The organism is Moraxella sp. TY6 (genome assembly GCF_048551375.1).
Taxonomy (GTDB): Bacteria; Pseudomonadota; Gammaproteobacteria; order Pseudomonadales; family Moraxellaceae; genus Faucicola.
This window is the reverse complement of record NZ_JBLYZJ010000001.1, coordinates 319,410-343,690: the sequence shown is the minus strand read 5'-3', so window position 1 is coordinate 343,690 and position 24,281 is coordinate 319,410. Positions and strand designations below refer to the sequence as shown.

Below are 24,281 nucleotides of genomic sequence, written 5' to 3'. Positions count from 1 at the left end.
GTGGGAGATTTGGATATCTTTTATAAAGGCGACCCAATAAAGAAGTGAATCCGTATCGGATTGCCCTCTTCATTAATCCCTGATGCCACATCCAACCGCACCGTCCCAATCGGTGAAGCCCACCGCACGCCTGCCCCCACACCGAATTTGGTGGAATTTTCGCTATCGCTGTTGGCAAAATCATAGGCGTTCCCAAAATCGGTAAATATCGCCCCTCGCAAGCCCTCACGAAACTCATAATTATACTCCAATGAGCCAACTGCCAAGGTATCGCCACCCACCAAAAACCCACCATTGCCCACGGTTGGCGATAAGGTGTCATTGCCATATCCTCGAATACTTTGGTCACCGCCTGCAAAAAAGCGTAACCGATATGGCACATCATTAAAATGGTCGCTATAAATATAGCCCAAATCAGCACGCCCTAACACTTGGTGTTTTCGCTCATCGCCAAAGCTGTACAGCCCTGTGAACCCTGCCCGCATAATTGCCATATTGGCATCACTTAACAAACCATCTGCCCCTAGCTCTAGCGAATAGCGTTGACTATAGCCATAACTGGGGGTTAGCCGATTATCAGCGATCGTTTTATTGAGTGCATAGCCCATCAATAAAGCTTGTTGATTAAAACTTGTGCCATAGCTGTTAAATGGATAGGGCAAGGTCGTGACATCATAGCGACCGTCCGCAAAGGTCAGCTCATCATTGCGATAACGTAGCGAATACGTACGATTCCAGCCACTATCTCGATAGATATTGCGAGCGACATTGGCATACAGTGTTTGGGTCTCAAAGGTATTGGCAAGATCGGCATAATTTCTATGTTGATACCCCAGTGACCCTGTGATTTTATCATTCAATGGGTGCTTATAAGGGATACTGCCTGTGACTTCTACAGATTGGTCAACTTTGGAAATAGCAGTGCTAATCCCTGCTTGATAGCCATTACGATTGACAAGGTTATTATTGACCTTACCAATGACACGCACCCCAACATCCGTTTCATAACCAATCCCCACCTGTGCTTCACGAGGCTTGGTGGCATTCAGCACCACATAAGTTGGCACGGTTTTTTGTTGATAAACCTCACTAGGGGTCAGCTTATCAATGGCTTGACCATCCCTCGGCTGAATCGGCAGGTCTTTATGATTGTCAATTTTTTTCGCCACATCACTGATAGCATTGGCGACTTTGACCAGTGGGTTTTTGCTATTATTTTTTTGATTGGGGGCAAGCTCGATATCTTCTGGGGCTTGTAGTAAATTTTGGGCTTTACGTTGAATCGCCACCAAACGCTCTTGGGTGGTATCATCAACGTTAAACTCAAGTGGGGCGATATCTTGAGGGTTTTGCACTTGATTGGTAGGCAGTTGGGTAGAGCTATTTACATCACTGGTAATATTGTTAACATTAGCATTTTCTTCCAAACTTTGAGGGGTCAACGTTGGCAACAGACTTGGGGTTGTGGCTTTGTTAGTAGCGGTGCTAGCTGTGGCATTGGTCGTATTGTTAGTATCAGCAGTGGCAATCTGCGTGGGATTTTGATTGGCAAATTGTAGCGGATTGCTCACCCCTTGACTCGGCAAAATCACGTCCACATCAATCCCATTAAAATAACGAGTGGTGGACAGATTATTGGCAAATTCCGTGACAAATGGCTGATAATAGGGGTCGCCTTTTTGGTAGGGCATCAGTTGTTGTAGTAATTCTGGCTTGATGGGTAATTTATCAGGGTCATCGCTTAAATTACCTTGTTTATCAATCGTATAAACTTTGACATCACCAAAGTGATAACGTTGTTGGGTATCATACACCAAGTCTACTTCTGCCGTTTTATCTGGTAAAATAATATCGACTGAACTGTCTAGCCATTTGGCATCAAAAAATCCATTGGTTTGTGCGACCCCTTCAATGGTGGCTTTGGCATCCTTATATGTGCCATGATTAAAAGTATCATTCAGATTCGGCGGTAATGAATTTTCAAGAATTGGGTAAATCGGCAGGGTTTTATCCCCTTTCCCACCCTCACCTCGCACATCAACAATGCGATTTTTCACCGTCACAGGTTGCCCTGCATCAAGGGTGACTTGAATATTATCACCACCCAAATGTTTAAAGCTCATTTTGGCATCATAATACCCCACCGCTTGTGAGGCTTCGAGGGCAATTTGACGCAGTTTATTGACACTGGCATTAAAATCACTCACCGAGTCAACCGTGACTTGCTCAAGTGCGGATTTGATATTTTTGGCAGGTTGCTGTGTAGCATCGGCATTGGCAAAACTAACATCAATATAATCCGCCCCATCCATACGATTCATAAGCTTATTATATAGTTGCTTCACGGCATTTTTTTTATCTGCTGTGACTGTAGAATTTTGTTTTGTAATTATCTCATCGGTATCTTGTTGTTGATAAGCAGGCAAATAATCATCAGGATTGATAACGTCACTCACTTTGATATCTTGATTGGCTTTAACCTCTTGGCTGATTTTAGCGTCTTGATTAACCTTAGTATCTTGATTAATTTTAGTGTCTGGATTCACATCTTGATTAACTTTGCTATCGGGGTTTTGGGTAATCAGATTTTGCTGTTGTAGCGTGGCAATTGGCTGATGAAAATTGTCATAATCGGTCAAGGTTTGATTATCAAGTTGCAAGCCAATTTTATCTTGGATGGTTTGATTAGTATCAAGGCGATACTGATAAGGGGCGGATGGTGCTAATGATGGCTCATTTTGTGAGGGTAAAGTTGGCACTGGTGATGCTAAAACTTGGGCTTGTGAAACTTGCATCTGTGAAGGTTGAACTTGCGAAAATTGGGCTTGTAATTGAGCTGGTACTGCCACCGAAGTTTCTGCCCATGCCATGGTTGGCATCACAATGGCTGTCACGCCTGCCATACTGGTCATCAGCACCCAGCCAATGGCTTGGTGTAGCGATGAAATGGCAAACAGGGGCTGGGCATGATTTTGACACACCATTTGATGATGATGACTTATCTGATGACCCACTATTGGCATCAAAAATGGCACAAACAAAGGTTTCATTTTCCAATCCTTACCGCATTACCTAGCATATCGCCTAATTTGACTAAAAATGTCATCTTAACATTTTCTTCAGCATTATTTTCATCAAAGCAACGCATTTTTTTGTTAAGTTTGTTAAGATAACCCTCAACGTGCTGTTTGCCCCATAGGTCGATTTATGAGTAACCAATTTGCCCTTTTTAAAACCAAACGCTTTGCCCCCATGTTTGCCACCCAGTTTTTGGGGGCGTTTAATGATAATGTCTTTAAACAAGGTCTGATTCTCGTCATTACCTTTATGGCGGCAGCCAAGCTTGGTATGGCAGTCAGTTTGCTCAATAATTTGGCGGCCATGTTGTTTATTTTACCCTACTTTTTATTTTCAGCATTGGCAGGGCAACTGGCGGATAAATATGACAAAGCCCAATTAACACGTCTGATTAAAGTGTTAGAAATCGTCATCATGTTGATTGCCAGCGTGGGGTTTGTACTGGAAATTTATTGGTTATTATTTGTAGCATTATTTTTGATGGGGGTGCATTCGACTTTTTTTAGTCCTATCAAATATGCCTACCTACCCCAAGCCATGCACGAGGATGAATTGGTTGGGGCAAATGGGCTGTTTCAAATGGGGACATCACTGGCGATTTTGACAGGAATGATTTTGGCAGGCGTGTTGACCCAACAGACGCACATGCTATGGTGGCTATCTGGGGCGGTGGTGGTGGTCGCTTGTTTGGGGTATTTGACCTCACGCTTTATCCCAACCATGCCTGCCCCACAACCTGAACTTACAGTGGATTGGAACATATTTCGCACCAGTTGGCAGACCATTGCGTATTTGCACAGCTTACCATTGATGTGGTTTACCATCATGGGGGTGAGTTGGTTTTGGTTTTATGGGGCGACTTTTTTGACCCAAACCCCGGAATTTAGCAAAACCATTTTGCATGGCAATGAATCCGTGGTGATTTTCTTGCTAACTCTGTTTTCGATTGGTACGGCACTGGGGTCGGTACTATGTAAGACGCTCACCAAAAACCAAGTCAGCCTAAAGCTGTTACCCTTTGGTATTGCAGGATTAACGATATTTGCCGTGGATTTATGTTTGGCATTGTCTGGCTTGCATATTGACGTAGCCAATGACGTACATTATGGCATCGCTGAATTGCTAAAAATTAACGGCTCAATTCGTGTATTTATTGATTTATTCTTGCTTGGGTTTAGTGGTGGTATTTATATCGTACCTTTATATGCCTTTATGCAAGCCTATGCCCCCGAAAGCCACCGTGCAAGAATCATCGGGGCAAACAATATCTTTAACTCGCTATTCATGGTCACCTCCGCTATTATGGCAATTGTGCTATTAACCGTGATAAAAATCAGCTTGCCCATGCTATTTGTGGTGGTTGGGGTGATAAACCTAGCATTTGGAGCATGGGTATTTGTGAAGTTGAAAAAACATCAGCAATAGGACTTTTACCCTAGGAAATGTTGTTGTTTGGTGAATATTCACCCACTTTTTGCAAACACAAGTGTAAATTACGTATCTTAGTGGTAGAAAAACACCTAAAACCCCCTAAAAACCGCATAAAACCGCTTGTTTACTGGGTTAAGTTTACTTATAATCAATCACATATTAAAAACAGCTGGATTATATCGTATTATTTGTTAATACAGCGTCTTACGCTCAACCAAAGCCAATCATGCGATACCCATTTGACTGTTTTATGATATGACACTAACCTGTCAAGATATGAAGTATTACTTAATTAACTAATTATTTAATATAAAATATCAACTATACTAACCATCCATTTCTTTTGAAGGAATTTACCATGAATAAATCAGAACTTGTAGACAGCATTGCTAAAAAAAGTGGTTTAACCAAAGCCCAATCAACTGAAGCCCTAAATGCCTTTATCGCTACCATTGGCGAAGCCATGAAAGCCAATGACACCGTATCATTGGTTGGTTTTGGTACTTTCAGCGTGAAAGAGCGTCAAGCACGTGTTGGTCGTAACCCACAAACCAAAGAAGAAATCCAAATCCCAGCTAGCAAAGTACCTAGCTTCAAAGCTGGTAAAGGTCTAAAAGACATGGTTAACTAATTTGCTCTGCAATGAGAGAGTGATTTAAAAAACCATACGATTTGGTAGTCGCGTATTGCATACGCCCTTTACCCAAGATATTCAGTATTTTGAATCAAGCTCACTATAAACCATAAAAAACGCACTAAATTTAGTGCGTTTTTTATTGCCTGTGCGTCCGATTATCGCATCGGTACAGTTACCGTTTGTCCAATTTTGAGTTGCGTTGACCCAGTCATGTTATTTAGACTGGCAAACTCTTTTGTAGTAATGCCATAGCGACTTGCTAATGAAATCACAGTATCACCCGATTTGACTTTATAGGTGGTGGTTAATTTTGGCACTTTAATGCTTTGTCCACGTTGCAGGCTTGCCCCTGCTTTGAGGTTATTGATACCTGCTAGCTCATTACCTGTAATACCGTATTTACCTGCAAGACTATTTAAGCTTTCACCTGCTTTTACTTCATAGCTTTCGGTCGCACCACGATATTTACTCACTGGTTTATCTTCTTTTGTAGATTTAGTGTCAGTTTTGTTATCAGCTTTGTTGGTAGATTTATTGTCGGTCTTGGTATCCACTTTGGTGTTCGTACTAGTTTTAGCCACGCTACCTGCTTGAGGGATGGTGAGCTTTTCATTGGCTTTAACCCCTGCAGTAGGTTTGAGATAGTTGGCTTTGGCAAGCTCGGCGATGGTAATACCATAGGTATTGGCGATGCTATTGAGGCTTTCACCAGATTTCACCACATGAATCACATCTTTGCCATTCAGGGCATAACTGACTTTATTGGGTGTGGCTGGCACAGTAATAATTTGCCCACGTTGTATACGGTGAACTTCGTCCAAGTCATTCAAATCAGCAATATCATCAACCGATACGCCCAATTTAGTAGCAATGAGAGTTAAGGTATCACCAGCTTGTACAGTATATTTACTGGTTGCCCCTTGATATTTACGGTAATTGGTGGTTTTGGGTTTTAGATAACTGACTTTATCAGGAATCAGCCATAAGGTTTGTTTGGCTTTGACTTGATAGTCGGTCGATAAATTGTTGTATTTGGCAAGCTCACTGATACTTAGGTCAAATTTATCAGCAATACTGCTCAAAGTATCGCCAGATTGTACGGTGTAACTATCTGGATGTTTGGTTTTTTCGACTGGTTTAATTGGTTCGACAGGCTTGGCATTGTATAAATACAGCACTGAACCTGCTAATAAAGGCGAGCTTGGGTTAATTTGATTCCACTCTGCCACATCTCGCCAGTTCACTCCCATACGGCTTGAAATACTTGCCAAAGTATCACCACGTTTGACTTGATAAGTGGTACGCACCCCTGCTGGACGTGGTTTTTTGACCACAGGTTTGTCAACACTCGCCGTGGTTGGGGCTTTGGTATTTTTTGGTGTAGCAGGAGCATCTTCATAGGTGAGCTTTTTGGTTTCACCTTTGGCAGCTAACACACTTTGTTGAGTTTGAATCGCATCTAACTTAATATTACCATCGGCTGGATTAATGGCTTGTTGGACTTGTGGTGAGGTTTGCTCGATTTGTTTGGCAATCAAGTCACGTTCTGCTTGACTTAGTGGTGGTTCTTGAACGATGGTTTTATTAGAAGTTACGACAACTGATGTCGTTGGCAATGTATTAGCAGATTGCATTTCAGCGTTGACTTGTGCGGTCACTTGACGCTGTTCAGCAGGACTTAATGGCGGTTCTGTGCTGTTAGTAGCGGTAACAACAGGGGCAACATAGGTAGTGGTTTGGTTTTTCACCATACTTGATGCCATATTGGCAAGTTCAGCACTGTTATTGGGTAAAGTAGTATTTTGTTTTTGGTTAATGGCTTTTTGGATAGCTGTTAACGCTGGATTAGTGGTAGTCGCAACAGGAGTATTAGTATTGGTGGCAGTATACATTGAGGAGCGATAGCCATCGCCTTTTAGCTGACCGATTTTTTTATCAATGGTTTCATTAACATCATTGGGAATCAATAGTCGGCTAGGGCCTGACATATCAACCGTACCTGCTGTTAGTCCGCCATTTAACGCACGCAATTCATCATAGCTCACGCCTGTTAAACCACTGACTTCATACAAACTTACGCCCACATTGGCAGGTACACTGCGGAAATGCTGACGGTTAGCAATCGCTGGTAGGTAAACATTATAAGTGCTAGGGTTTTTAACAATTTGAGCCACTGCCATAAAACGAGGCACATAGTTCATGGTTTCAGTGGGTAATTTTAATGACCAATAATCCGTTGGCAAGCCTCTGGCTTCATTATAATTAATCGCTGACTGAACACGCCCTGGCCCTGCATTGTAGGCTGCCAATGCTAATTCCCAACTACCAAATTGATTATACAATGTCGTCAAAAAGTCATAGGCTGCACGGGTCGATTCAATCACATCACGGCGACCATCAAAGGTAGACGTTTGGTTCAAACCATAAATACGCCCTGTACTTGGAATAAATTGCCAAAGCCCTGCCGCAGCGGCATTACTGGTGGCATTTGGGTCGTATGAGCTTTCAATCACAGGCAATAAGGCAAGTTCGGTGGGAATATTACGGCGTTCTGCCTCACGGACAGTATGGTATAAATAACGGCTGGCACGAGCGGTCAAACGATTGAGATAATCTTGGCGACTGATAAACCAGCTTTTTTGGGCTTCGATGCGTGGGTCATACACATTGCTATTCATCTTGAAATTAACCCGCATTCTATCCCACAAGTTACCATAACGTTGCACCAATAACGCATTGTTTTCTACCATGGTCATATCTGTGGCTTCTAACAAGCCTTCCAATTCATCCAAACTATCCATATCTAATAAGGCAGGATTATCTTGAGCTGAAAGGGCTGGTTGAGAAGAAGATTGAATGGTGCGAGTGGGTGCTTTTTGGGTAGTCGTAGGGGTACTGCTACACGCCACTAATAAAGCACTCGATACAGCCACAGATAAACTGGTTAATGGTAGTCTTATTGTTGCACGTTGGCGGTCTTGTAGGTTAACATCTGACATAAGCCTTCCTATTATTTTTAGCAAATATTTGTTAGATTAATAAAATTATGTCAAAAACCTGCTAATATAGACTGGACTCAAAGTCAACCTATAGCGGTTTTGTTGAATAATTGATAGTTAACTTCAGTTATTTTAGCAAACTAAAATAATTAACCCTTCCAGTTTACCTCAAAATAGTCAAGATATAAACGTAAATATTCTCAGTGGTAAATTAATGTTGCTCAATTGCTAATTGACTGATGGCACGTGTCAACACAACCCCTGTGGATTCTTGCTTAAAAGTTGCCCGAGAAGTCGTCACCAAGCTTATGGCTTGCCCTTGTTCGGTCAGCATCTCAATAGTCACCACATCGGCTTTGGCTTGATTGCCTGCCACCACCACATTATTAATTTCGACTTGATAATTGTAATTACTGGCTTTTGACCAGTTGTTTTGTAGTAAATTAAGGTAGCTTGTCTTATTAAGTGTACTTGTTTTACCTTTTCTAGATACCGATACCAGTGCGTCATCTGCCACCAACTTACTGACCTGTTGGATGCTTTTGCTATTCGCTGCCACACTCATACGAGTCGCAAAATCTTGAATATCTGCCATATTGACGTCAGCTTGAGCCATCATGGGCAGAGCTAGCCCAATATTGGCAAGGAATATACTAATAAAAATTTTGGGAATAAAGCGTTTCATAACATGTCCTATGCACAACCTCAAAGGGGCTTTAACTAATGATTGAAATACTTTGTTACAAGTTTAGCATACCATATTTCTCAAAATTTGCGTTGCAAAAATGTAACACCCCTGTGCGTCATTGGTGAATATGACAAAAATTCATTGAAAATCATATCCGCTAACCACCAATTGCAATAAAATCCCTACCACTAAGCGTTTAACGATTTATTAATACGCCCAAATCGGTTATCATAATAAGTTGATTTTTGAACGATAATGAATTTGTTTGAGGATAAAACTTGATTTTATCGGACAAATCCCCCATTTTGAGGGGATTTTAGGTGTTTATTCTGATTAATTATATTTTTTTTAAAAGGGTTGATTGTTATGTTGCCATTATTTATCCAAACCGCTTATGCTGCCGAAGCCCCTGCTGCCGCTTCACCAAGCTCAGTATTTATGCAATTATTATTGCCTGTTGCATTTTTTGCGATTTTTTATTTTATGGTAATTCGTCCTCAAAGTCGCCGTGCCAAAGAACACCGCAATATGATTGACTCAATTAAAGAAGGCAATGAAGTGGTATTTGCAGGGGGACTGATGGGTAAAGTCAAAAAAATCCAAGGCGATTATGCCGTGGTCAACCTCAACGCCTCACAAGAAGTCATGGTACAACGTGCCTCAATTATTTCGGTATTACCTGCTGGGACAATTGATAGTTTAAAATAACCTATCATCGTATAAATTAGAAATAAAACATTTTTGGAGGGGCGTATTGTATACGTCCAAAATATAAAAGTATTATGCCTAATGTCATTCACTGTAACATTTAAAATAATGCCCAAATCTAAAACTCACCAACCATTGCGATAAAAGAAGTCAATATTATGCAATATCCTGCTTGGAAATATGTTTTAATTGCGATTGTGTTATTGTTTAGCACAATTTATGCGTTACCCAATCTTTATCCTGACAAGCCTGCAGTGCAAATTACAGGGGCTTCGGCAGGTACGACTTTGACCAATGATGTGTTGGTACAAGCCCAAAATATCCTACAAGCTCAAGGCATCGCCACCAAAAACAACAGCGTCACGGATAAATCCGTGTTGCTTCGGATTGGCGATGAAAGTAGCGAAACCCAAATTAAAGCCCAACAAATTTTGCGTGAGCAATTGGGTGATAATTATGTGGTGGCGTTAAACCTTGCCCAAACCACCCCACAATGGCTTCGTAATATCAGTGCCAATCCTGTCAAACTAGGGCTGGACTTGCGAGGCGGTGTGCGTTTTGTGCTTGAGGTGGACATGAGTAAAACTGTGGGGCAACGCCTTGAGTCATTGACCACCGAAGTCCGTAATGAATTGCGTAACCAAAAAATTGCAGTCACTGGGCTACAAAAACAAGACAATGGCTTACAGTTGGGTTTTGCAGACAATGCCTCTCGTGATCAAGCATTAAACGCCCTTCGCAATCGCTATGGTACGGTGTATGAGTTTCAACCTGTGTTGACCCAACAAGGGGCTTCACTGAATATGAACATGACCCAACAAGCCATTAGTCAGATTTCCCAAGATGCTGTGACCCAAAACTTGACCACTTTGCGTAACCGTATCAACGAATTAGGCGTGGCAGAAGCCGTGGTACAAAGCCAAGGGGCTAACCGTATCGTGGTCGAGCTACCCGGTGTGCAAGATACCGCAGAAGCCAAACGGGTCATCGGTCGTACTGCAAATCTTGAGTTTCGCATGGTATCTGAACAAAATGGTGCATATCAAACCAATCCAACAGGTGTGCTACCTGCTGGTACAGAAGCCTATCCATTTAAAGACTTAAATAATCCACAACAAACCTTGGTCATGCGTACCCCAGTCGTCACAGGTCAAAACGTACAGAACGCCCAATCAGGGCTTGACCAAAACGGCATGCCACAAGTGAGTATTACCCTTGACAGTGCAGGCGGTAAACTCATGCAAAATACCACTGCTCAATCAGTTGGCAAACAAATGGCAGTGCTATTTATCGAAAATAAACAACGTGTGACCTTTGAAAAAGACCCAACTACAGGGCAACCCAAAGAAGTACGTACCCCCTATGCTGAAAGCCGTATTATTAACCAAGCCACCATTCAAGGTGTGTTTGGCAATAATTTCCAAATCACAGGGTTAGACAGCAATGCCGAAGCCTCTGAGTTGGCTCTATTGCTACGCTCTGGTGCATTGGCTGCTCCAATGTATTTTGTCGAAGAACGTACCATCGGGCCGTCACTTGGACAAGACAATATCAAAAAAGGTATTTTCTCTACGCAAGTTGGTTATTTATTGGTTTTCTTATTTATGTTGGTGTTCTATCGCTTATTTGGTTTGATTGCCAATGTTGCGTTAGCATTTAACTTGATGATGATTTTAGCAGTGATGTCATTGATTGGCTCTGCTTTGACCCTTCCTGGTATTGCAGGGATTGTATTGACCATTGGTATGGCAGTTGATGCTAACGTGTTGATTTTTGAGCGGATTCGTGAAGAACTTGCCAATGGTGCAAGACCCAAATCAGCGATTGTGGCAGGTTTTAACCGAGCCTTTACCAGTATTTTTGATGCTCAAATTACCACATTATTGGTCGCCTTTATTCTATTCGCCATCGGTACAGGCCCAATTAAAGGCTTTGCGGTCACGCTTGCCATTGGTATTGCCAGTTCGATTTTCACCTCGGTCACTGTGACTCGTGCCTTGGTACAACTGGCTTATGGCTATCGTAAATCTGTCAAACGTTTGAGTATTGGTTAAGGAGCTGACAATGCGTGATAAACATGATATCGACAATGCAGAGGACAGCTTAGAGCCAATCGACCCTCAGCAAAAATTAAGTGAGCTGGGTGTTGCTCAAACCTCTGACCATCAAAGTGTCAAAAAAAATCGCCGTACCCCACGCCGTAATGGTCGAGGGGTCAATCAAAATTTACAAAAAACACCCCGTGTTACCACGGCTGACAATATTAGCAATGCTAACACGACCTCAGTGCCTGCCTTAGCCACCAGTCATATAGATAACCTTGGCGGTGAAAATTTAAATAGCGATAGCTTTGGCGGTGAAAAACAGTTGGCTGGCAGACGTATCATCGACTTTATGAAATTTGCCAAGCCATTTGCGATTTTCTCGGCAATTTTGACCCTCGTTGCCTTAATAGCGATTGTCGCCAAAGGGCTAAACCTTGGTCTAGACTTTACAGGTGGGGTATCTGCTACCGTAGTATATGACCAACCTGTACAACAAGTTCAAGTACAAAACACCTTGACCTCACATAAGATTGATGACAGCGTGGTGCAATACCTTGGTAGCAATAAAGAAATCTTGGTACGCCTACCACCCCAAGAAAAAATCGAAGGGTTAAGTGATACGCTAGATAAAGCCTTAGACCTACCTAACAATAACGCCACCATCAAAAATATTGATGTGGTGGGTAGCCAAGTCGGTAATGAGATTTATCTCAGCTCATTTGGAGCGACTGCACTGGCGTTGTTTTGTATGTTTATATATGTCACGATACGCTTCCAATCAAAACTTGCCCTTGGTGCGGTATTGGCATTATTCCATGACAGTATCATTACCGTGGGGTTATTTGCCCTATTTGGCTGGCCGTTTGATTTGACGGTGTTGGCGGCAGTATTATCTTTGATTGGTTATTCGATTAATGATACCATCGTGGTATTTGACCGTATTCGTGAAAACTTCCGCCGTGTACGTGGCATTAGTCCTCGTGAGATTGTGAATTTATCTTTGACCGAAACCTTACGCCGTACCATTATGACCATTTCTACCGTATTATTGGTGGTATTGGCGATGATTTTCTTGGGTGGCCCAAGCCTATATTGGTTTGCGGTGGCGTTGTTTATCGGTCTGATTTTGGGAACATTCTCATCGGTGTATATTGCCAGTGCGATTCCACTATGGATGGGTATGAGTCGTAAAGACTTTATTGTCGAGGTCAAACCTGAGTTTGTCGAAGAAGAAGTGCAATTCCACGACCGCAATGCTCCAGTGTATGAAGATGACTTAGAGGAAGCGGTGACAAATCTACCGAATACGACTTTGGTTAAAAAGTAATATTCAGTCAGTTAAATTTACCCTGTCGCTTGATGGGGTATTTTTATGGCTGTGTTAAAAGCTAAAAGGGAACGCTATGACAACCCACCCAACAATTTGGCAACAAGCCTTTAAATTATCGCTACCTGTGGCGATGGGCTATATCCCAGCAGGGCTTGCCTTCGGCGTGCTATGGGTCGCAGGTGGACTACCTGTATGGGGGGCGATTTTCAGTAGTATGTTGCTGTATGCAGGGGCGGCACAGTACGCTTCAATTCCGCTATTAGCCAGTGGTACAGGCTTGATGACCTTAGCGAGTAATACCCTTGCGATTAATTTACGCCATATGTTTTATGGCTTGCCCTTATTGCATGAACTTCGAGCGTTACCTGTGTGGGTACGCTGTTATTGTCTATTTGCCTTGACGGATGAAACGTTTTCGGTATTGACCACCCTTGAGCATGAACAACGCCAAACCTTATTTTTACCGATTAGCCTGTTTAACCAAAGTTATTGGGTGATTGGCACATTATTTGGGGTCGTAATTGGGGCAGGGTTAAATCAGCTTGTACCACACCTTGATTTTGCCCTTGTGTGTTTGTTTGCGATATTGGCGTATGAGCAGTTTCGTAGTTTGACACAATGGTATCCCATCATCATTGCGGTGATTACCTTTGCTGTGGCGATGGCATTTTTTGGGCAATGGGTATTATTATCTGCGATTGCGTTGAGTATTTTATTGATTATTGGGCATTTTTGGTTGCAATCATCTTCACTTAAATCTATAAATAAGGGCTAATGCTTTATGATAACCAATAGTTATTTAGTCATAGGTGTATTGGTAATGGCAGGGGTAACGATGGCAACTCGGTTTATGCCCGTGATGTTGCCAAAACGCTGGTTAAATTCACCTTTGCTATTGGCAGTGAATAAAGGGCTACCGCTTACGGTGATGAGTTTGTTAATTTTAACGTCATTACAATGGCTGGATAAAGAGCAACACCTTGCGATATCGCCATTATTGCTATCACAAATTTTGGCATTGGGCGTGGTGTTGGTAAGTTATCATATTTGGCGACAGTTATTTGTCAGTATGGTAATTGGCATTGCTTGTGTAAATGGTTTTTTGTATTTGTTAAGCTAATGAATCCCTTCCAACCCCCTCTTTTAGAAAGAGAGAGCTTTGTGCTATCAGACAAAATCAAAGAGCCTGCATTAAAATATGCTCTGACACCGCCAAATCATTACGGCGGTATTCACCCAACTGGGTCATGCCATGTTCTTTAAGTTGAATCACTACCGCTTGCACTGCCTCTTGACCTAGCTCCACATCCGTCAAACTCACTGGTAAATCCATTGACTTGAAGAACTCAACGGTTTTGGCAATTGCTTGCTCAATAATCTCATCATCTGTACCTGTCAGACCCCATACTTTTTGACCATATTGCACCAACTTGGCATGCTTGCTGTCTTTTAGCACCGTCATCACCGCAGGTAACAAAATCGTCAAAGTGCGTGCATGGTCGATACCATATAGCGAGGTCAGCTCATGCCCGACCATGTGGGTCGTCCAATCTTGCGGTACACCTGTGCCAATCAAGCCATTAAGTGCCATGGTCGCTGTCCACATAATATTTTTGCGAGTGTCCATGTCGTTGGGGTTTTTTAACACTGCTTCACCCTCTTCAATGAGGATTTTTAGCAGACTTTCGCTAAAGGCATCTTGCACTTTGGCATTCACAGGATAGGTCAAATATTGTTCCATTACATGAACAAACGCATCCGCCACGCCATTCACCACTTGGCGAATTGGCAAGGTCAAAGTTTTGGCTGGGTCAAGAATCGAAAACACAGGATAGGCATTGGGGTTGCCAAATGGTAGCTTGGCTTGTCGCTGAGTGTTGTTAATCACACCGCCACTGTTCATTTCTGAGCCTGTGGCAGGAATGGTCAACACCGTTCCCATTGGCAAGGCAGTGTGGATATCTTTGGTACGATTGAGCAGGGCTTGCCATGCTTGCTCGTGGTCGGTATCGTCTTTGAGGGTGGCTGTCAAAGCGACAAACTTCGTGCCGTCTAGCACCGAGCCACCGCCCACCGCCAATAAAAAATCAATGTTATGGGCGTGCACCATGTCCACCGCTCGCATAAGGGTATCAAATTCTGGGTTGGGTTCGATACCACCAAACTCAAACAAGGTGCGATTCTCGTCTTGCAGGGCGTTTTTGACTTCATCGAGTGTACCTGTTTTTTTGGCAGAACTGCCCCCATAAGTAATCAAAACCTTGGCATTTTTGGGGACAAGGTTGGCAAGTTCTTGAATTTGCCCTTCGCCAAATACAATACGCACAGGATTATAATATTGGAAATTATTCATGTTATGACCTTTTCATTAAGAAACTAGTAAATTTTTACATTATCAAAAAGTTCATAAAAAAAGCAACTTACGAAAAGTTGCTTTTTGTGTCACTAGGCTTCGGCTTGCACGCCCACCATATCCACAGAGGTATCGGCTATCACTTGCACCCCAGATGTTTTTTGTTTGGCTTTATCACTGCGTTTACGTTGTAGCTCGTCTAGATAGGCTTCATCAATGCCACCAGCGACATATTTACCATCAAATACTGAGCAATCAAATTGTTTAACCAAGCTATGCTTATCTTGCACGGCTTCAATCAAATCGGCTAAGTCTTGGAAAATCAGGCGGTCAGCACCAATGATTTGGCACACTTCTTCAGTAGTATGCCCTGACGCAATCAATTCTTTTTTGGCAGGCATATCAATGCCATATACATTGGGGAATTTGACAGGTGGGGCGGCACTGGCAAAGAAGACGTTTTTCGCCCCTGCATCACGTGCCATTTGGATAATTTCATTACAAGTCGTGCCACGTACAATCGAATCATCCACCAACAAGACGTTTTTATTTTTAAACTCCAGTGGCACGGCTGAGAGTTTTTGACGCACGGATTTTTTGCGTTGTTGTTGCCCTGGCATGATAAAGGTGCGTCCGATATAGCGGTTTTTCATAAAACCTTCACGGTATTTTACGCCCAAATGCTGTGCCAACTCCATCGCTGAGGTGCGAGATGTATCAGGAATCGGAATGACCACATCAATGCCATGGTCTTCGCCCCATTCTTTGATGATTTTTTGAGCCAATGTTTCACCCATTCGCATACGGGCTTTGTAAACAGAAATATTGTCGATGATTGAGTCTGGGCGAGCAAAATACACATATTCAAAAATACAAGGGGCAAATTCTTTGGATTCAACACATTGATGGCAAAATAATTGGTTATTTTCATCAATAAAAATTGCTTCCCCCGGTTTGACATCACGCACGATGCTAAAGCCAGAAGCCGTCAATGCCACCGACTCTGAAGCGACCATATATTCTGTGCCACCGTCTTCCGCCAAACGCTCACCATAAATCAATGGACGAATGCCGTTGGGGTCACGAAACGCCAAAATCCCGTTACCAGTAATCATGGCAACGACTGCATACGCCCCTTCAATACGCTGATAGACAGCCGTCACGGCTTTAAAAATATCATCAGGAGTCGGATATTGAATACCTAAGTTTTGCATTTCATGTGCCAGCACATTGAGCAATACTTCCGAATCCGAATCAGTATTGATATGACGCATATCTTCTTTATACAAGGCTTCGGCAATGGTTTCGGCATTGGTCAAATTGCCATTGTGAGCCAAGGTAATACCATACGGTGAGTTGACATAAAACGGCTGGGCCTCGGCACTGCTAGACGTGCCTGCAGTCGGATAACGGACGTGACCGATGCCTTGATTGCCCACCAATCGCATCATGTGACGTGTCATAAACACATCACGCACCATGCCATTTTCTTTGCGTAAAAACAACCGCCCATCTTGACAAGTGACAATACCTGCCGCATCTTGCCCACGGTGCTGTAGCATGGTCAGTGCGTCATACAACATTTGATTGACTGGCGTATGAGCAGCAATACCGACAACTCCACACATATAAAACCCCTTCGTGCTGTGAAATAGAATGTGTTATAAAACTTTAAACCTAATACACCACCAACCCCTACGGCTTGGCGACTTTATCCAATTGATTAACACCCTCATGGGTGCTTTCGCTGACACCACTGGCAATACGTTTGGACAAATTCACCGCAAATGGCATATAAGGCACAAGGGCTTGGGTGATGGCGGATTTTTGCCAAAAATCACGTTGGGCAACAAATGGCATGATTAAATTTAACATTAACATCACGACCAATAAATTTTTGCCACAAGCGAACACCGCCCCTGCTAATTTATCAACAAAGCTTAATTTTAGCCCTTTTAGCGTGCTATTTAACACCCATAGCACCACTTGCAAAATGACAATCACGGTCAATGCCACTGCCAAAAATGCGATTACCACGCTCAAAATCGGAGAATTGACCACACCCAAAAACATGGGAGCTAACGGCTTGGCAAACACACTGGCACACACCAACGCAATCAACCACCCAAATAGCCCAACCAACGAACGCATTAAGCCATTGTTAAAGCCTTGCCACAGCCCAATAACCAAGGTGGCAAGAATGATAATATCCAAACCTGACATACGTTTGCCCTATGCTGAGGGGTGGGTTTGGCTAAAACGATAGCCGTCAATCGCCTCAACGCATTGATGAATCAAGGCAGGGCCTTCATAAATCAAACCACTATAAATCTGCACCAAACTCGCCCCAGCTTCGATTTTATTGACCGCTCGCTGACCATTGTCAATGCCCCCTACCCCAACCAACGCCACAGATGGTGGCAGACGCTCGGCAAACTGGGCAAGCACTTGGGTACTCATGTGACTCAGCGGACGACCCGATAAACCGCCTGCTTCTTGGCTTGTGGCATAATCCTCTACCCCTTGACGGCTCAACGTGGTATTGGTGGTAATCAACCCATCAATATCAAAACGCACCAACTCTTTGGCAATATAATCAATTTGCTCTTCATCGAGGTCTGGGGCGACTTTTAGCACCAATGGCACATAATATTGATGTTGGGTGGCAAGCTGGGTATGGCGATTTTTAATGCCGTCAAGCAAGCGAGTTAAGGCTTCGCCACTTTGTAAATCACGCAAATTTTTGGTATTTGGTGAAGAAATATTCACCGTAATATACGAGGCATACGGATACACTCGCTCAAGGCAATACACATAATCATCAAGGGCGTTTTCGACTGGGGTCACGGCATTTTTGCCAATATTAATCCCCAAAATACCTTGATATTTGCTACGTTTGACCTGTTGAATCAGATAATCCACGCCTTTATTGTTAAAGCCCATGCGATTGATAATGGCATTGGCTTCTTTGATACGAAACAAGCGTGGTTTGGGATTGCCGTCTTGCGGTTTTGGGGTAATCGTACCAATCTCAATAAACCCAAAGCCCAATGCCGATAACGCATCAATATACTCACCGTTTTTATCCAGCCCTGCCGCCAAACCCACAGGATTGCTAAAATTTAGCCCCATACATTCGGTCGGCAGTTCTTGTTTGCCATAGACAAGCCCTAAAACCCCCATTTTTTGGGATTTTTCGAGCATGGATAAGGTCAGTTCATGGGCTTTTTCGGGGTCGGTGTGCAATAAGAAAGGGCGAAGTAAAGCATACATAGGCGAATTGCTACTCACTTAGACTTGATAAGAATGATAACAAAAACGCATTATACCAGTGTATCCGCCAAAAAACACTCAAAATCATGCTAAAGCCATGTTTATGGCACTGGCTTACGATTGGCTAATGCAATCCAGCCCCGAGCCATACGGTATAAATGCCAAAATAAAGTAAAAGCTAACACCACACCGCCCAACACACTCAGCAACAAACTACCGCCCATCGCCCCATTACTATCTGCCATCGCCCCAACCAATATTCCCCCTAAGCCAAAAAACAGCATCACACCGCCAATCACACCAAAAAAGATACTGTACCAAAAGGTCTTAATTTGCCAATCAAAATGACTATATAGCCATGTTCCTCTTGCCTCATCACGCTTGAGGTAATTCATCACAATCGGCACAATCCACGTCAACCCTGCGGTAAAATAGCTAAACACCGCCAACGCATAAGTAATATGATTATAGCTAATCAAACTATCACTCACACCATCAGTACGGCTCAACGCATGATTGCTACTGGCTTGTGGTGCGGTATAAGGATTGTGTGAAAAAGGGGGCAAATCCATCGTGGGTGGTTGTGGATTGGGATTTGTCAAATCTGGTTTTTCTAAATTCATGGCAATCCTCAGAATAGCTAAGTCATGGAGCTGTTTGAAAATGGTCTTAATGTAAGGTGCGTCATACGCACCCATGATACACATTTATTTTAAATGGTGCGTAGAACGCACCTTACGAATACAAATCTATTTAATATCAAACTTAGGTTAAATATGGTGCAAGCCACCCAATTTTTAAAGCCATCGTTACCATTAAATAACGTTAAAACAATAAATACGGCTCTCGAATGACCCATTTTTGATGTTTATCATCACTTCCTTTATCTAACCCAAAAATATCTTGCATCGCTCTATCCGAAAAATTTAGGCTAAACGCAGGCTTAGGCAATGCTAAGGTATCAGCAGTTTTTTCAACATTAACTAACTGGGCGACAGGTATCGCATCAATCGTTTGGATTATAGCATTGCTATTGGTATTTTTGTCTGTGTTAACACTGGCATATACTAGCCATTGACCATCCGCAGAAAAAGTCATGGCATCGGCATAGCCATCATTTCGCCATGCGTTACCCTGCCCTGTTGCAAGCGACTGCACACGATACACAATATCACCTTGGGCATCTTTGGCGATATAGCTTATCCATTGTCCATTGGGGCTGATTTTGGCATTACTACTATATCTATTTTGGGTAAGGGCTTTGATTTTGCCAGTGCTGGTTACGGCGGATTGATTAGGTTGGTTAGTTTGGCTAGATGATTGAACCACCTTGTCAAAGGTATATTGATACAACTGCGGTCGCAACTTGCCTGCCCTATCCGAAGTAAAAATAAACCCACTGGCATCAGGCAACCACACTGGGGCGAAGTCGGCAGCCGCATCATGGGTCAAGCGTTGGGGGTCATTGCCTTGGTTATCGGTAAGGTAAATTTCTGGGTTATCGTCCAAACTGCTTGAGATTAACAGTTGTTGATTATTTGGTGACAGATTACCGCTAAAATGATTGTGCCGTTGGGGGGTAATCAATGTGGTACGCCCTGTGGCAATCTCAAGGGTAAAAATATGCGGAAAATCATTCGGTGATTGGGCGGTAAAGGTGGCATAGCGTCCATCACGACTGGGCGATAGGCTAAATATCGTGCCAGTGCGTTGGGTCAAAATCTTACTATGTTGACCATTCATATCCGTCAGCACCAAAGAACTAATACGAGATTTACCAGTGCCTTGCTCGACAATAAATAGCCACCGCCCTGCCTGTATTTTGGCGGTCGGTGAAGTAACTTGTGTTGGTTGGGTGAGTTGGGTAATAGGGGCAAATGGCGAACCTTTTGAAGCCATCGGCAAGGTGCTACATGCCGTAACGCTGACGCATAGCACACTTAGGAGAAATAAAGGGGAAATGGACATTCTAAACAATTCTTTAGTAGGGTGGATTAGCGATAGGTTATTTTAAGAAACTGTATTCAAAATAAAAAATATCACTGTAGGGGCTTATTGCATAAGCCCAATTACTAAAATTTCAAACAGGGCGTAAGCATTACGCCCCTACAACCCAATAAAATTCAATTATTTCACCATACTATTATTGGCATCTGGATTAAGCCAAATTGGACCATATACCGTGCCTGCTGGGACACCGTTTTGGCTAGGGCTAATACTTACCGATTTACCATTGGTCACGATGGTGACGACATTCCGCCCCGAATAGATATAATGCTGTCCATTGGGCGAGATGCTAGGGGCTTCGCTCATGCCGACATTGTTGACCCCTGTGCTACTACGAGAAGCCAAATCCATCACCATGCCTTGATTTGTTCCTGATAAAAAGGACATTTTTTTGCCATCATTGCTGATACGTCCCATTGAGTTGAGTCCGCCATAGGTGAGTTGTTGCTCACTACCAGTCGATAAGTTATAACGGTAAATTTGTCCACGGTTACCACCTTTTTTGCCCCCTGCTCGGTCTGAGGTATAAACGAATGAATTGCCATCTGGCGACCAGCTGGGATAGTACGCACCCACAGGGTCATTGGTCAAACGTTGGGGCTTGCCACCACTACGAGATAGGTAGATTTGGTTGGTGTTGGTTTCAAAATCGCTACTAAACAGCACGCTTGAGCCGTCTGGCGAAATCGCACCACCTAAGTTATTGGCTTTAAATGGGGTTAGTAGGCTACTTGTACCACTCACCACATCTGCCATATAGATGACAGGTTTGCCATTGGTTTGTTGCACCATATAGCTAAAGGTTCGACCATTGGCAGAGGGGGTCAATGCACTGATACTGCCATTGACTTGTTGGACAATTTTTGGGTTATAGCCATCAACATCCGACACCACAAGATGCGATACTCGGTTTTTGCTTACCCCTGTTTGTACCACATAGGCGATTTTGCCCGAAAAGTCGCCTTTTATCCCTGTCAAAATCTCATAAATACGGTCAGCGACTTTATGCCCTGCCATGCGTAAACTTTGTGGGTTGTTTTTGGTGATGACTTTTTGTGAGCCTTGCATGACTTGCCCTGTCGTTACATCAATGACATCAAAGTTAATTTCAACATCGCCTTTGTTACTACGAGTATTGCCCACCACAAGGTAAGGGACGGCGTTGTGTTGCCATACTGGAAGCGTCACTTCTTGGTAGCTGTGTGGGCGTTCTGGCAAGTTGCTATCGAGGGTGTATTGTCCAAGGTTGGTCAAATCATTGGTGATAATATTGGAAATACTTTCCGCCCCTGCAAACGGCACAAGGGCAATCTGTAAATTAGAACGTGGGGCTTTTTTGACCAACGTAAAATCAACGTCTTGGGCATGAGCCAAATTCGATAAAGGTAGGCTTGCCATCAATGCCATCAGCACGGTTTGGAAATAGATTTTATTCATATTATGACCTATATTTTTAAGTTTAATCGGCTTTAAAATTACCTGTAAATGTTCTTGTACCATTGGGTGGTGGCGGTAAAGGACTGGAAGATTGAATGGCTTTGACCAAACTGGCTTTAAAAATCTCATCACCTGCACTTTTAATGCTAATATTACTAATACTACCATCACTTGCCACAGTAAAGGATGCAATCAAAGATTTGCCCATGCTATTTGTTGGGGGTCGCCAGTTGGCATCAATGATTGACATAATTTTATTAATATAACCCGCCGAATCACCCCCTGTCGCCCCCCCTTGCCGTGGGCTACCATTGCCCCCTGTGCGAGCTTGACTGGTACTGGTGCTAATCCCTTTGCCATGCGTTGCCAAATCCAAATTTTGCCCCACATTGTTATCTGTTTGTTTGGGTTTTATGTCTTTTTTATAGGCTTCGCTCGTGGCTTGAATTTCAGCACGTATTTCATCAAGATTGTCTTCGGCATGGCGATAATCTTGTAAGGTTTCTTGTTCTTCGGCTTGCTGTTGGTCAAGTTGCTCAACCACTTGTTGTTGTTCGGCTTCGACTTCACGGTCGATTTGTTCGGCAAATTTGGCTTGCTGTTTGAGGTATTGCTGTTGTTTATTGGCAATATCATTCATCATGGCTTTGGCTTGTGGGCTAGGCTGGTGACTGGATTTGGTGGTGGGCGAGGTCATGCCCCCACCTGCCATTTCACCTGCCATCATTGCATTATTTTGTTGGTTGGCTTGGATTTGCCCTTCAATGGCAGAAAACTGCTCTGGGGTAATTAAGGTGGTTTCCATTGGTATGGGCGGTGGTGTGCCACGATAAAACCATAACCCACCCAACAACACCCCATGCCCAATCAAGCTTAGGATAATTGCCCATGTTTTGTAATCTGGGGTTTCGACAGGGACATAAACAGATGTAATCTGACCTGATGTCACAATGGGGTTTCCTCTTGAATGGTTTATGTTGGGTGTCATTCTTCCACCCAACCTACAAATGGCATTTTTGCGTAAGTCCTAACTTAATGCTTACTTTTGGGCGGTGCGGTCAGTAGTCCGACTTTTTCAATGCCTGCTTGTTGCAAATTTGCCATTAGTTGCATGACTTGACCATATTCATTATTTTTATCCGCATTAATCATCACATTGACATTGGGTTTGCCGTCCAGTTGGTATTCTGGTAGCCCTTGCAACGTATGTAAGGTGTCAATCAACTGCGATTGATTCATCGGTTCATCGGTTTTATCTTGATAACTCAGATAAAGATTACCATCGGCTTTGAGTGACACAATCACAGGCAGTTGTGTGCCTTGGCTCAATGCCTTGGCTTGGGCTTTGGGGAGGTCGATATCCACACCTGTGGTCAGCATGGGGGCAGTGACCATAAAAATCACCAACAACACCAACATCACGTCAATATAGGGAACGACATTCATATTGGCGTTGACTTTACGGTTTGTGCTACGGCTATAAGGATTGGCTTTCATCACACTGAACCTGCTACCGCATTGGATAACGACTCATGTTCACCACGTGTTTCACGCATCAGCATCCCTGTCATCTCATCACAAAATAACGCACGGCTTTGATAAACCTTGTCACTTTTGGCAGTAAAATGGTTAAACGCCAACGCTGCAGGAATGGCAGCAAACAAGCCCAATGCCGTGGCAATCAATGCCTCAGCAATCCCCGGTGCGACTGCCGATAGCGTGGCTTGACTGGAGGTTGACAGCCCCATAAAAGCCGTCATAATTCCCCACACTGTCCCCAATAAACCAATATAAGGCGACACGGACGCAATACTGGCTAATAAAGGCAAACCTTGCTCCAGCTCCAACTGCTGACGACCCAAGCCAACACGCAGTTTTCGCTCGACACCATCCAATACATCGGCTTTGGGCTGACGATTACGCAATAACTTCAAAAACTCGGTAAAACCAATAAAAAATATCTGCTCAAGCCCACTGCGGTCTGGGTTGCCTTGCACGCCTTTATACAGCATGGGCAACTCAATCCCTGACCAAAAGGTCTGCTCAAAATGATTATCCGATTTATTGGCACTACTCAAACGGCTACTCAAACGAAAAATCGTCACCCAACATAATAATGACGCCAAAAACAATAGCCCCATGATAATTTTGACAAAAATACTTGCTTGTGTCACCAAGCTCACGATATCGACTGAGCCGTCCATATTTTTTCCACATTAATAAAGTCATAAAATTTGGGCATATTGTACCTAACTGTGACCCAAAAGTGATAGCGTCACTGAGCAATTAATAACA

Annotated in this window: 20 protein-coding genes; 7 read left to right on the top strand and 13 right to left on the bottom strand. The window is 43.2% G+C overall.

Annotation, left to right across the window (positions count from 1 at the left end):
- Nucleotides 1-20: 20 nt before the first annotated feature.
- Nucleotides 21-3,050, bottom strand: a complete 3,030-nt coding sequence (locus ACK1U4_RS01625; protein WP_419401555.1) for an autotransporter assembly complex protein TamA — start codon at nucleotides 3,048-3,050, stop codon at nucleotides 21-23.
- Between the two features lie 157 nt (nucleotides 3,051-3,207).
- Here ACK1U4_RS01625 and ACK1U4_RS01620 point away from each other — a divergent pair, with 157 nt between their 5' ends.
- Together ACK1U4_RS01620 and ACK1U4_RS01615 are read left to right on the top strand one after the other, a co-directional pair.
- On the top strand, nucleotides 3,208-4,503 hold the full coding sequence (locus ACK1U4_RS01620) for an MFS transporter (RefSeq protein WP_419401554.1): 1,296 nt from the start codon (nucleotides 3,208-3,210) through the stop codon (nucleotides 4,501-4,503).
- Between the two features lie 349 nt (nucleotides 4,504-4,852).
- On the top strand, nucleotides 4,853-5,140 hold the full coding sequence (locus tag ACK1U4_RS01615; protein WP_419401553.1) for an HU family DNA-binding protein: 288 nt from the start codon (nucleotides 4,853-4,855) through the stop codon (nucleotides 5,138-5,140).
- Nucleotides 5,141-5,301: 161 nt separating this feature from the next.
- Here the strand turns inward: ACK1U4_RS01615 and ACK1U4_RS01610 are convergent, their stop codons facing one another.
- Together ACK1U4_RS01610 and ACK1U4_RS01605 are read right to left on the bottom strand one after the other, a co-directional pair.
- Complete coding sequence (locus ACK1U4_RS01610) at nucleotides 5,302-8,145, bottom strand: LysM peptidoglycan-binding domain-containing protein (RefSeq protein WP_419401552.1); 2,844 nt, start codon at nucleotides 8,143-8,145, stop codon at nucleotides 5,302-5,304.
- A gap of 211 nt (nucleotides 8,146-8,356) precedes the next feature.
- Complete coding sequence (locus ACK1U4_RS01605) at nucleotides 8,357-8,830, bottom strand: hypothetical protein (RefSeq protein WP_419401551.1); 474 nt, start codon at nucleotides 8,828-8,830, stop codon at nucleotides 8,357-8,359.
- Nucleotides 8,831-9,202: 372 nt separating this feature from the next.
- Here ACK1U4_RS01605 and yajC point away from each other — a divergent pair, with 372 nt between their 5' ends.
- From yajC to ACK1U4_RS01580, 5 genes are all read left to right on the top strand, one after another.
- Complete coding sequence (yajC, locus tag ACK1U4_RS01600) at nucleotides 9,203-9,541, top strand: preprotein translocase subunit YajC (protein ID WP_419401567.1); 339 nt, start codon at nucleotides 9,203-9,205, stop codon at nucleotides 9,539-9,541.
- Nucleotides 9,542-9,699: 158 nt separating this feature from the next.
- Complete coding sequence (secD, locus tag ACK1U4_RS01595; protein WP_419401550.1) at nucleotides 9,700-11,595, top strand: protein translocase subunit SecD; 1,896 nt, start codon at nucleotides 9,700-9,702, stop codon at nucleotides 11,593-11,595.
- A gap of 10 nt (nucleotides 11,596-11,605) precedes the next feature.
- Nucleotides 11,606-12,913: a protein translocase subunit SecF gene (secF, locus tag ACK1U4_RS01590; RefSeq protein WP_419401549.1), complete on the top strand. Its 1,308-nt coding sequence runs from the start codon at nucleotides 11,606-11,608 to the stop codon at nucleotides 12,911-12,913.
- A gap of 76 nt (nucleotides 12,914-12,989) precedes the next feature.
- Nucleotides 12,990-13,691 carry an AzlC family ABC transporter permease gene (locus ACK1U4_RS01585; RefSeq protein WP_419401548.1) on the top strand — a complete coding sequence of 234 codons (702 nt, stop codon included), beginning with the start codon at nucleotides 12,990-12,992 and terminating at the stop codon, nucleotides 13,689-13,691.
- Between the two features lie 6 nt (nucleotides 13,692-13,697).
- Nucleotides 13,698-14,036: an AzlD domain-containing protein gene (locus ACK1U4_RS01580; protein WP_419401547.1), complete on the top strand. Its 339-nt coding sequence runs from the start codon at nucleotides 13,698-13,700 to the stop codon at nucleotides 14,034-14,036.
- A 57-nt stretch (nucleotides 14,037-14,093) separates the two neighbouring features.
- On the opposite strand, the gene ACK1U4_RS01575 is transcribed toward ACK1U4_RS01580, so the two are convergent.
- From ACK1U4_RS01575 to tolQ, 10 genes are all read right to left on the bottom strand, one after another.
- Nucleotides 14,094-15,269 (bottom strand): iron-containing alcohol dehydrogenase, encoded by a 1,176-nt coding sequence (locus ACK1U4_RS01575; protein ID WP_419401546.1) that lies wholly within the window; start codon nucleotides 15,267-15,269, stop codon nucleotides 14,094-14,096.
- 92 nt (nucleotides 15,270-15,361) lie between these two features.
- Nucleotides 15,362-16,897 carry an amidophosphoribosyltransferase gene (gene purF / locus ACK1U4_RS01570; RefSeq protein ID WP_419401545.1) on the bottom strand — a complete coding sequence of 512 codons (1,536 nt, stop codon included), beginning with the start codon at nucleotides 16,895-16,897 and terminating at the stop codon, nucleotides 15,362-15,364.
- Nucleotides 16,898-16,964: 67 nt separating this feature from the next.
- Complete coding sequence (locus ACK1U4_RS01565; RefSeq protein WP_419401544.1) at nucleotides 16,965-17,492, bottom strand: CvpA family protein; 528 nt, start codon at nucleotides 17,490-17,492, stop codon at nucleotides 16,965-16,967.
- 9 nt (nucleotides 17,493-17,501) lie between these two features.
- Nucleotides 17,502-18,542 (bottom strand): quinone-dependent dihydroorotate dehydrogenase, encoded by a 1,041-nt coding sequence (locus tag ACK1U4_RS01560; protein ID WP_419401543.1) that lies wholly within the window; start codon nucleotides 18,540-18,542, stop codon nucleotides 17,502-17,504.
- Between the two features lie 101 nt (nucleotides 18,543-18,643).
- The gene (locus ACK1U4_RS01555; RefSeq protein ID WP_419401542.1) at nucleotides 18,644-19,165 is read right to left on the bottom strand and encodes a DUF4870 family protein; all 522 of its coding nucleotides are present in this window, start codon (nucleotides 19,163-19,165) and stop codon (nucleotides 18,644-18,646) included.
- A 202-nt stretch (nucleotides 19,166-19,367) separates the two neighbouring features.
- The gene (locus ACK1U4_RS01550; protein WP_419401541.1) at nucleotides 19,368-20,510 is read right to left on the bottom strand and encodes a hypothetical protein; all 1,143 of its coding nucleotides are present in this window, start codon (nucleotides 20,508-20,510) and stop codon (nucleotides 19,368-19,370) included.
- Between the two features lie 159 nt (nucleotides 20,511-20,669).
- Nucleotides 20,670-21,986 carry a TolB periplasmic receptor gene (locus tag ACK1U4_RS01545; RefSeq protein WP_419401540.1) on the bottom strand — a complete coding sequence of 439 codons (1,317 nt, stop codon included), beginning with the start codon at nucleotides 21,984-21,986 and terminating at the stop codon, nucleotides 20,670-20,672.
- A 22-nt stretch (nucleotides 21,987-22,008) separates the two neighbouring features.
- Entirely contained in the window at nucleotides 22,009-22,935 is a 927-nt protein-coding gene (locus tag ACK1U4_RS01540; RefSeq protein WP_419401539.1) for a cell envelope integrity protein TolA, read from the bottom strand.
- Nucleotides 22,936-23,018: 83 nt separating this feature from the next.
- Nucleotides 23,019-23,483, bottom strand: a complete 465-nt coding sequence (tolR, locus tag ACK1U4_RS01535) for a protein TolR (protein ID WP_419401538.1) — start codon at nucleotides 23,481-23,483, stop codon at nucleotides 23,019-23,021.
- Nucleotides 23,483-24,190, bottom strand: coding sequence for a protein TolQ (tolQ, locus tag ACK1U4_RS01530; protein WP_419401537.1), 708 nt, complete (start codon nucleotides 24,188-24,190; stop codon nucleotides 23,483-23,485). Before tolQ ends, tolR begins: the two co-directional genes overlap by 1 nt.
- Nucleotides 24,191-24,281 lie beyond the last annotated feature (91 nt).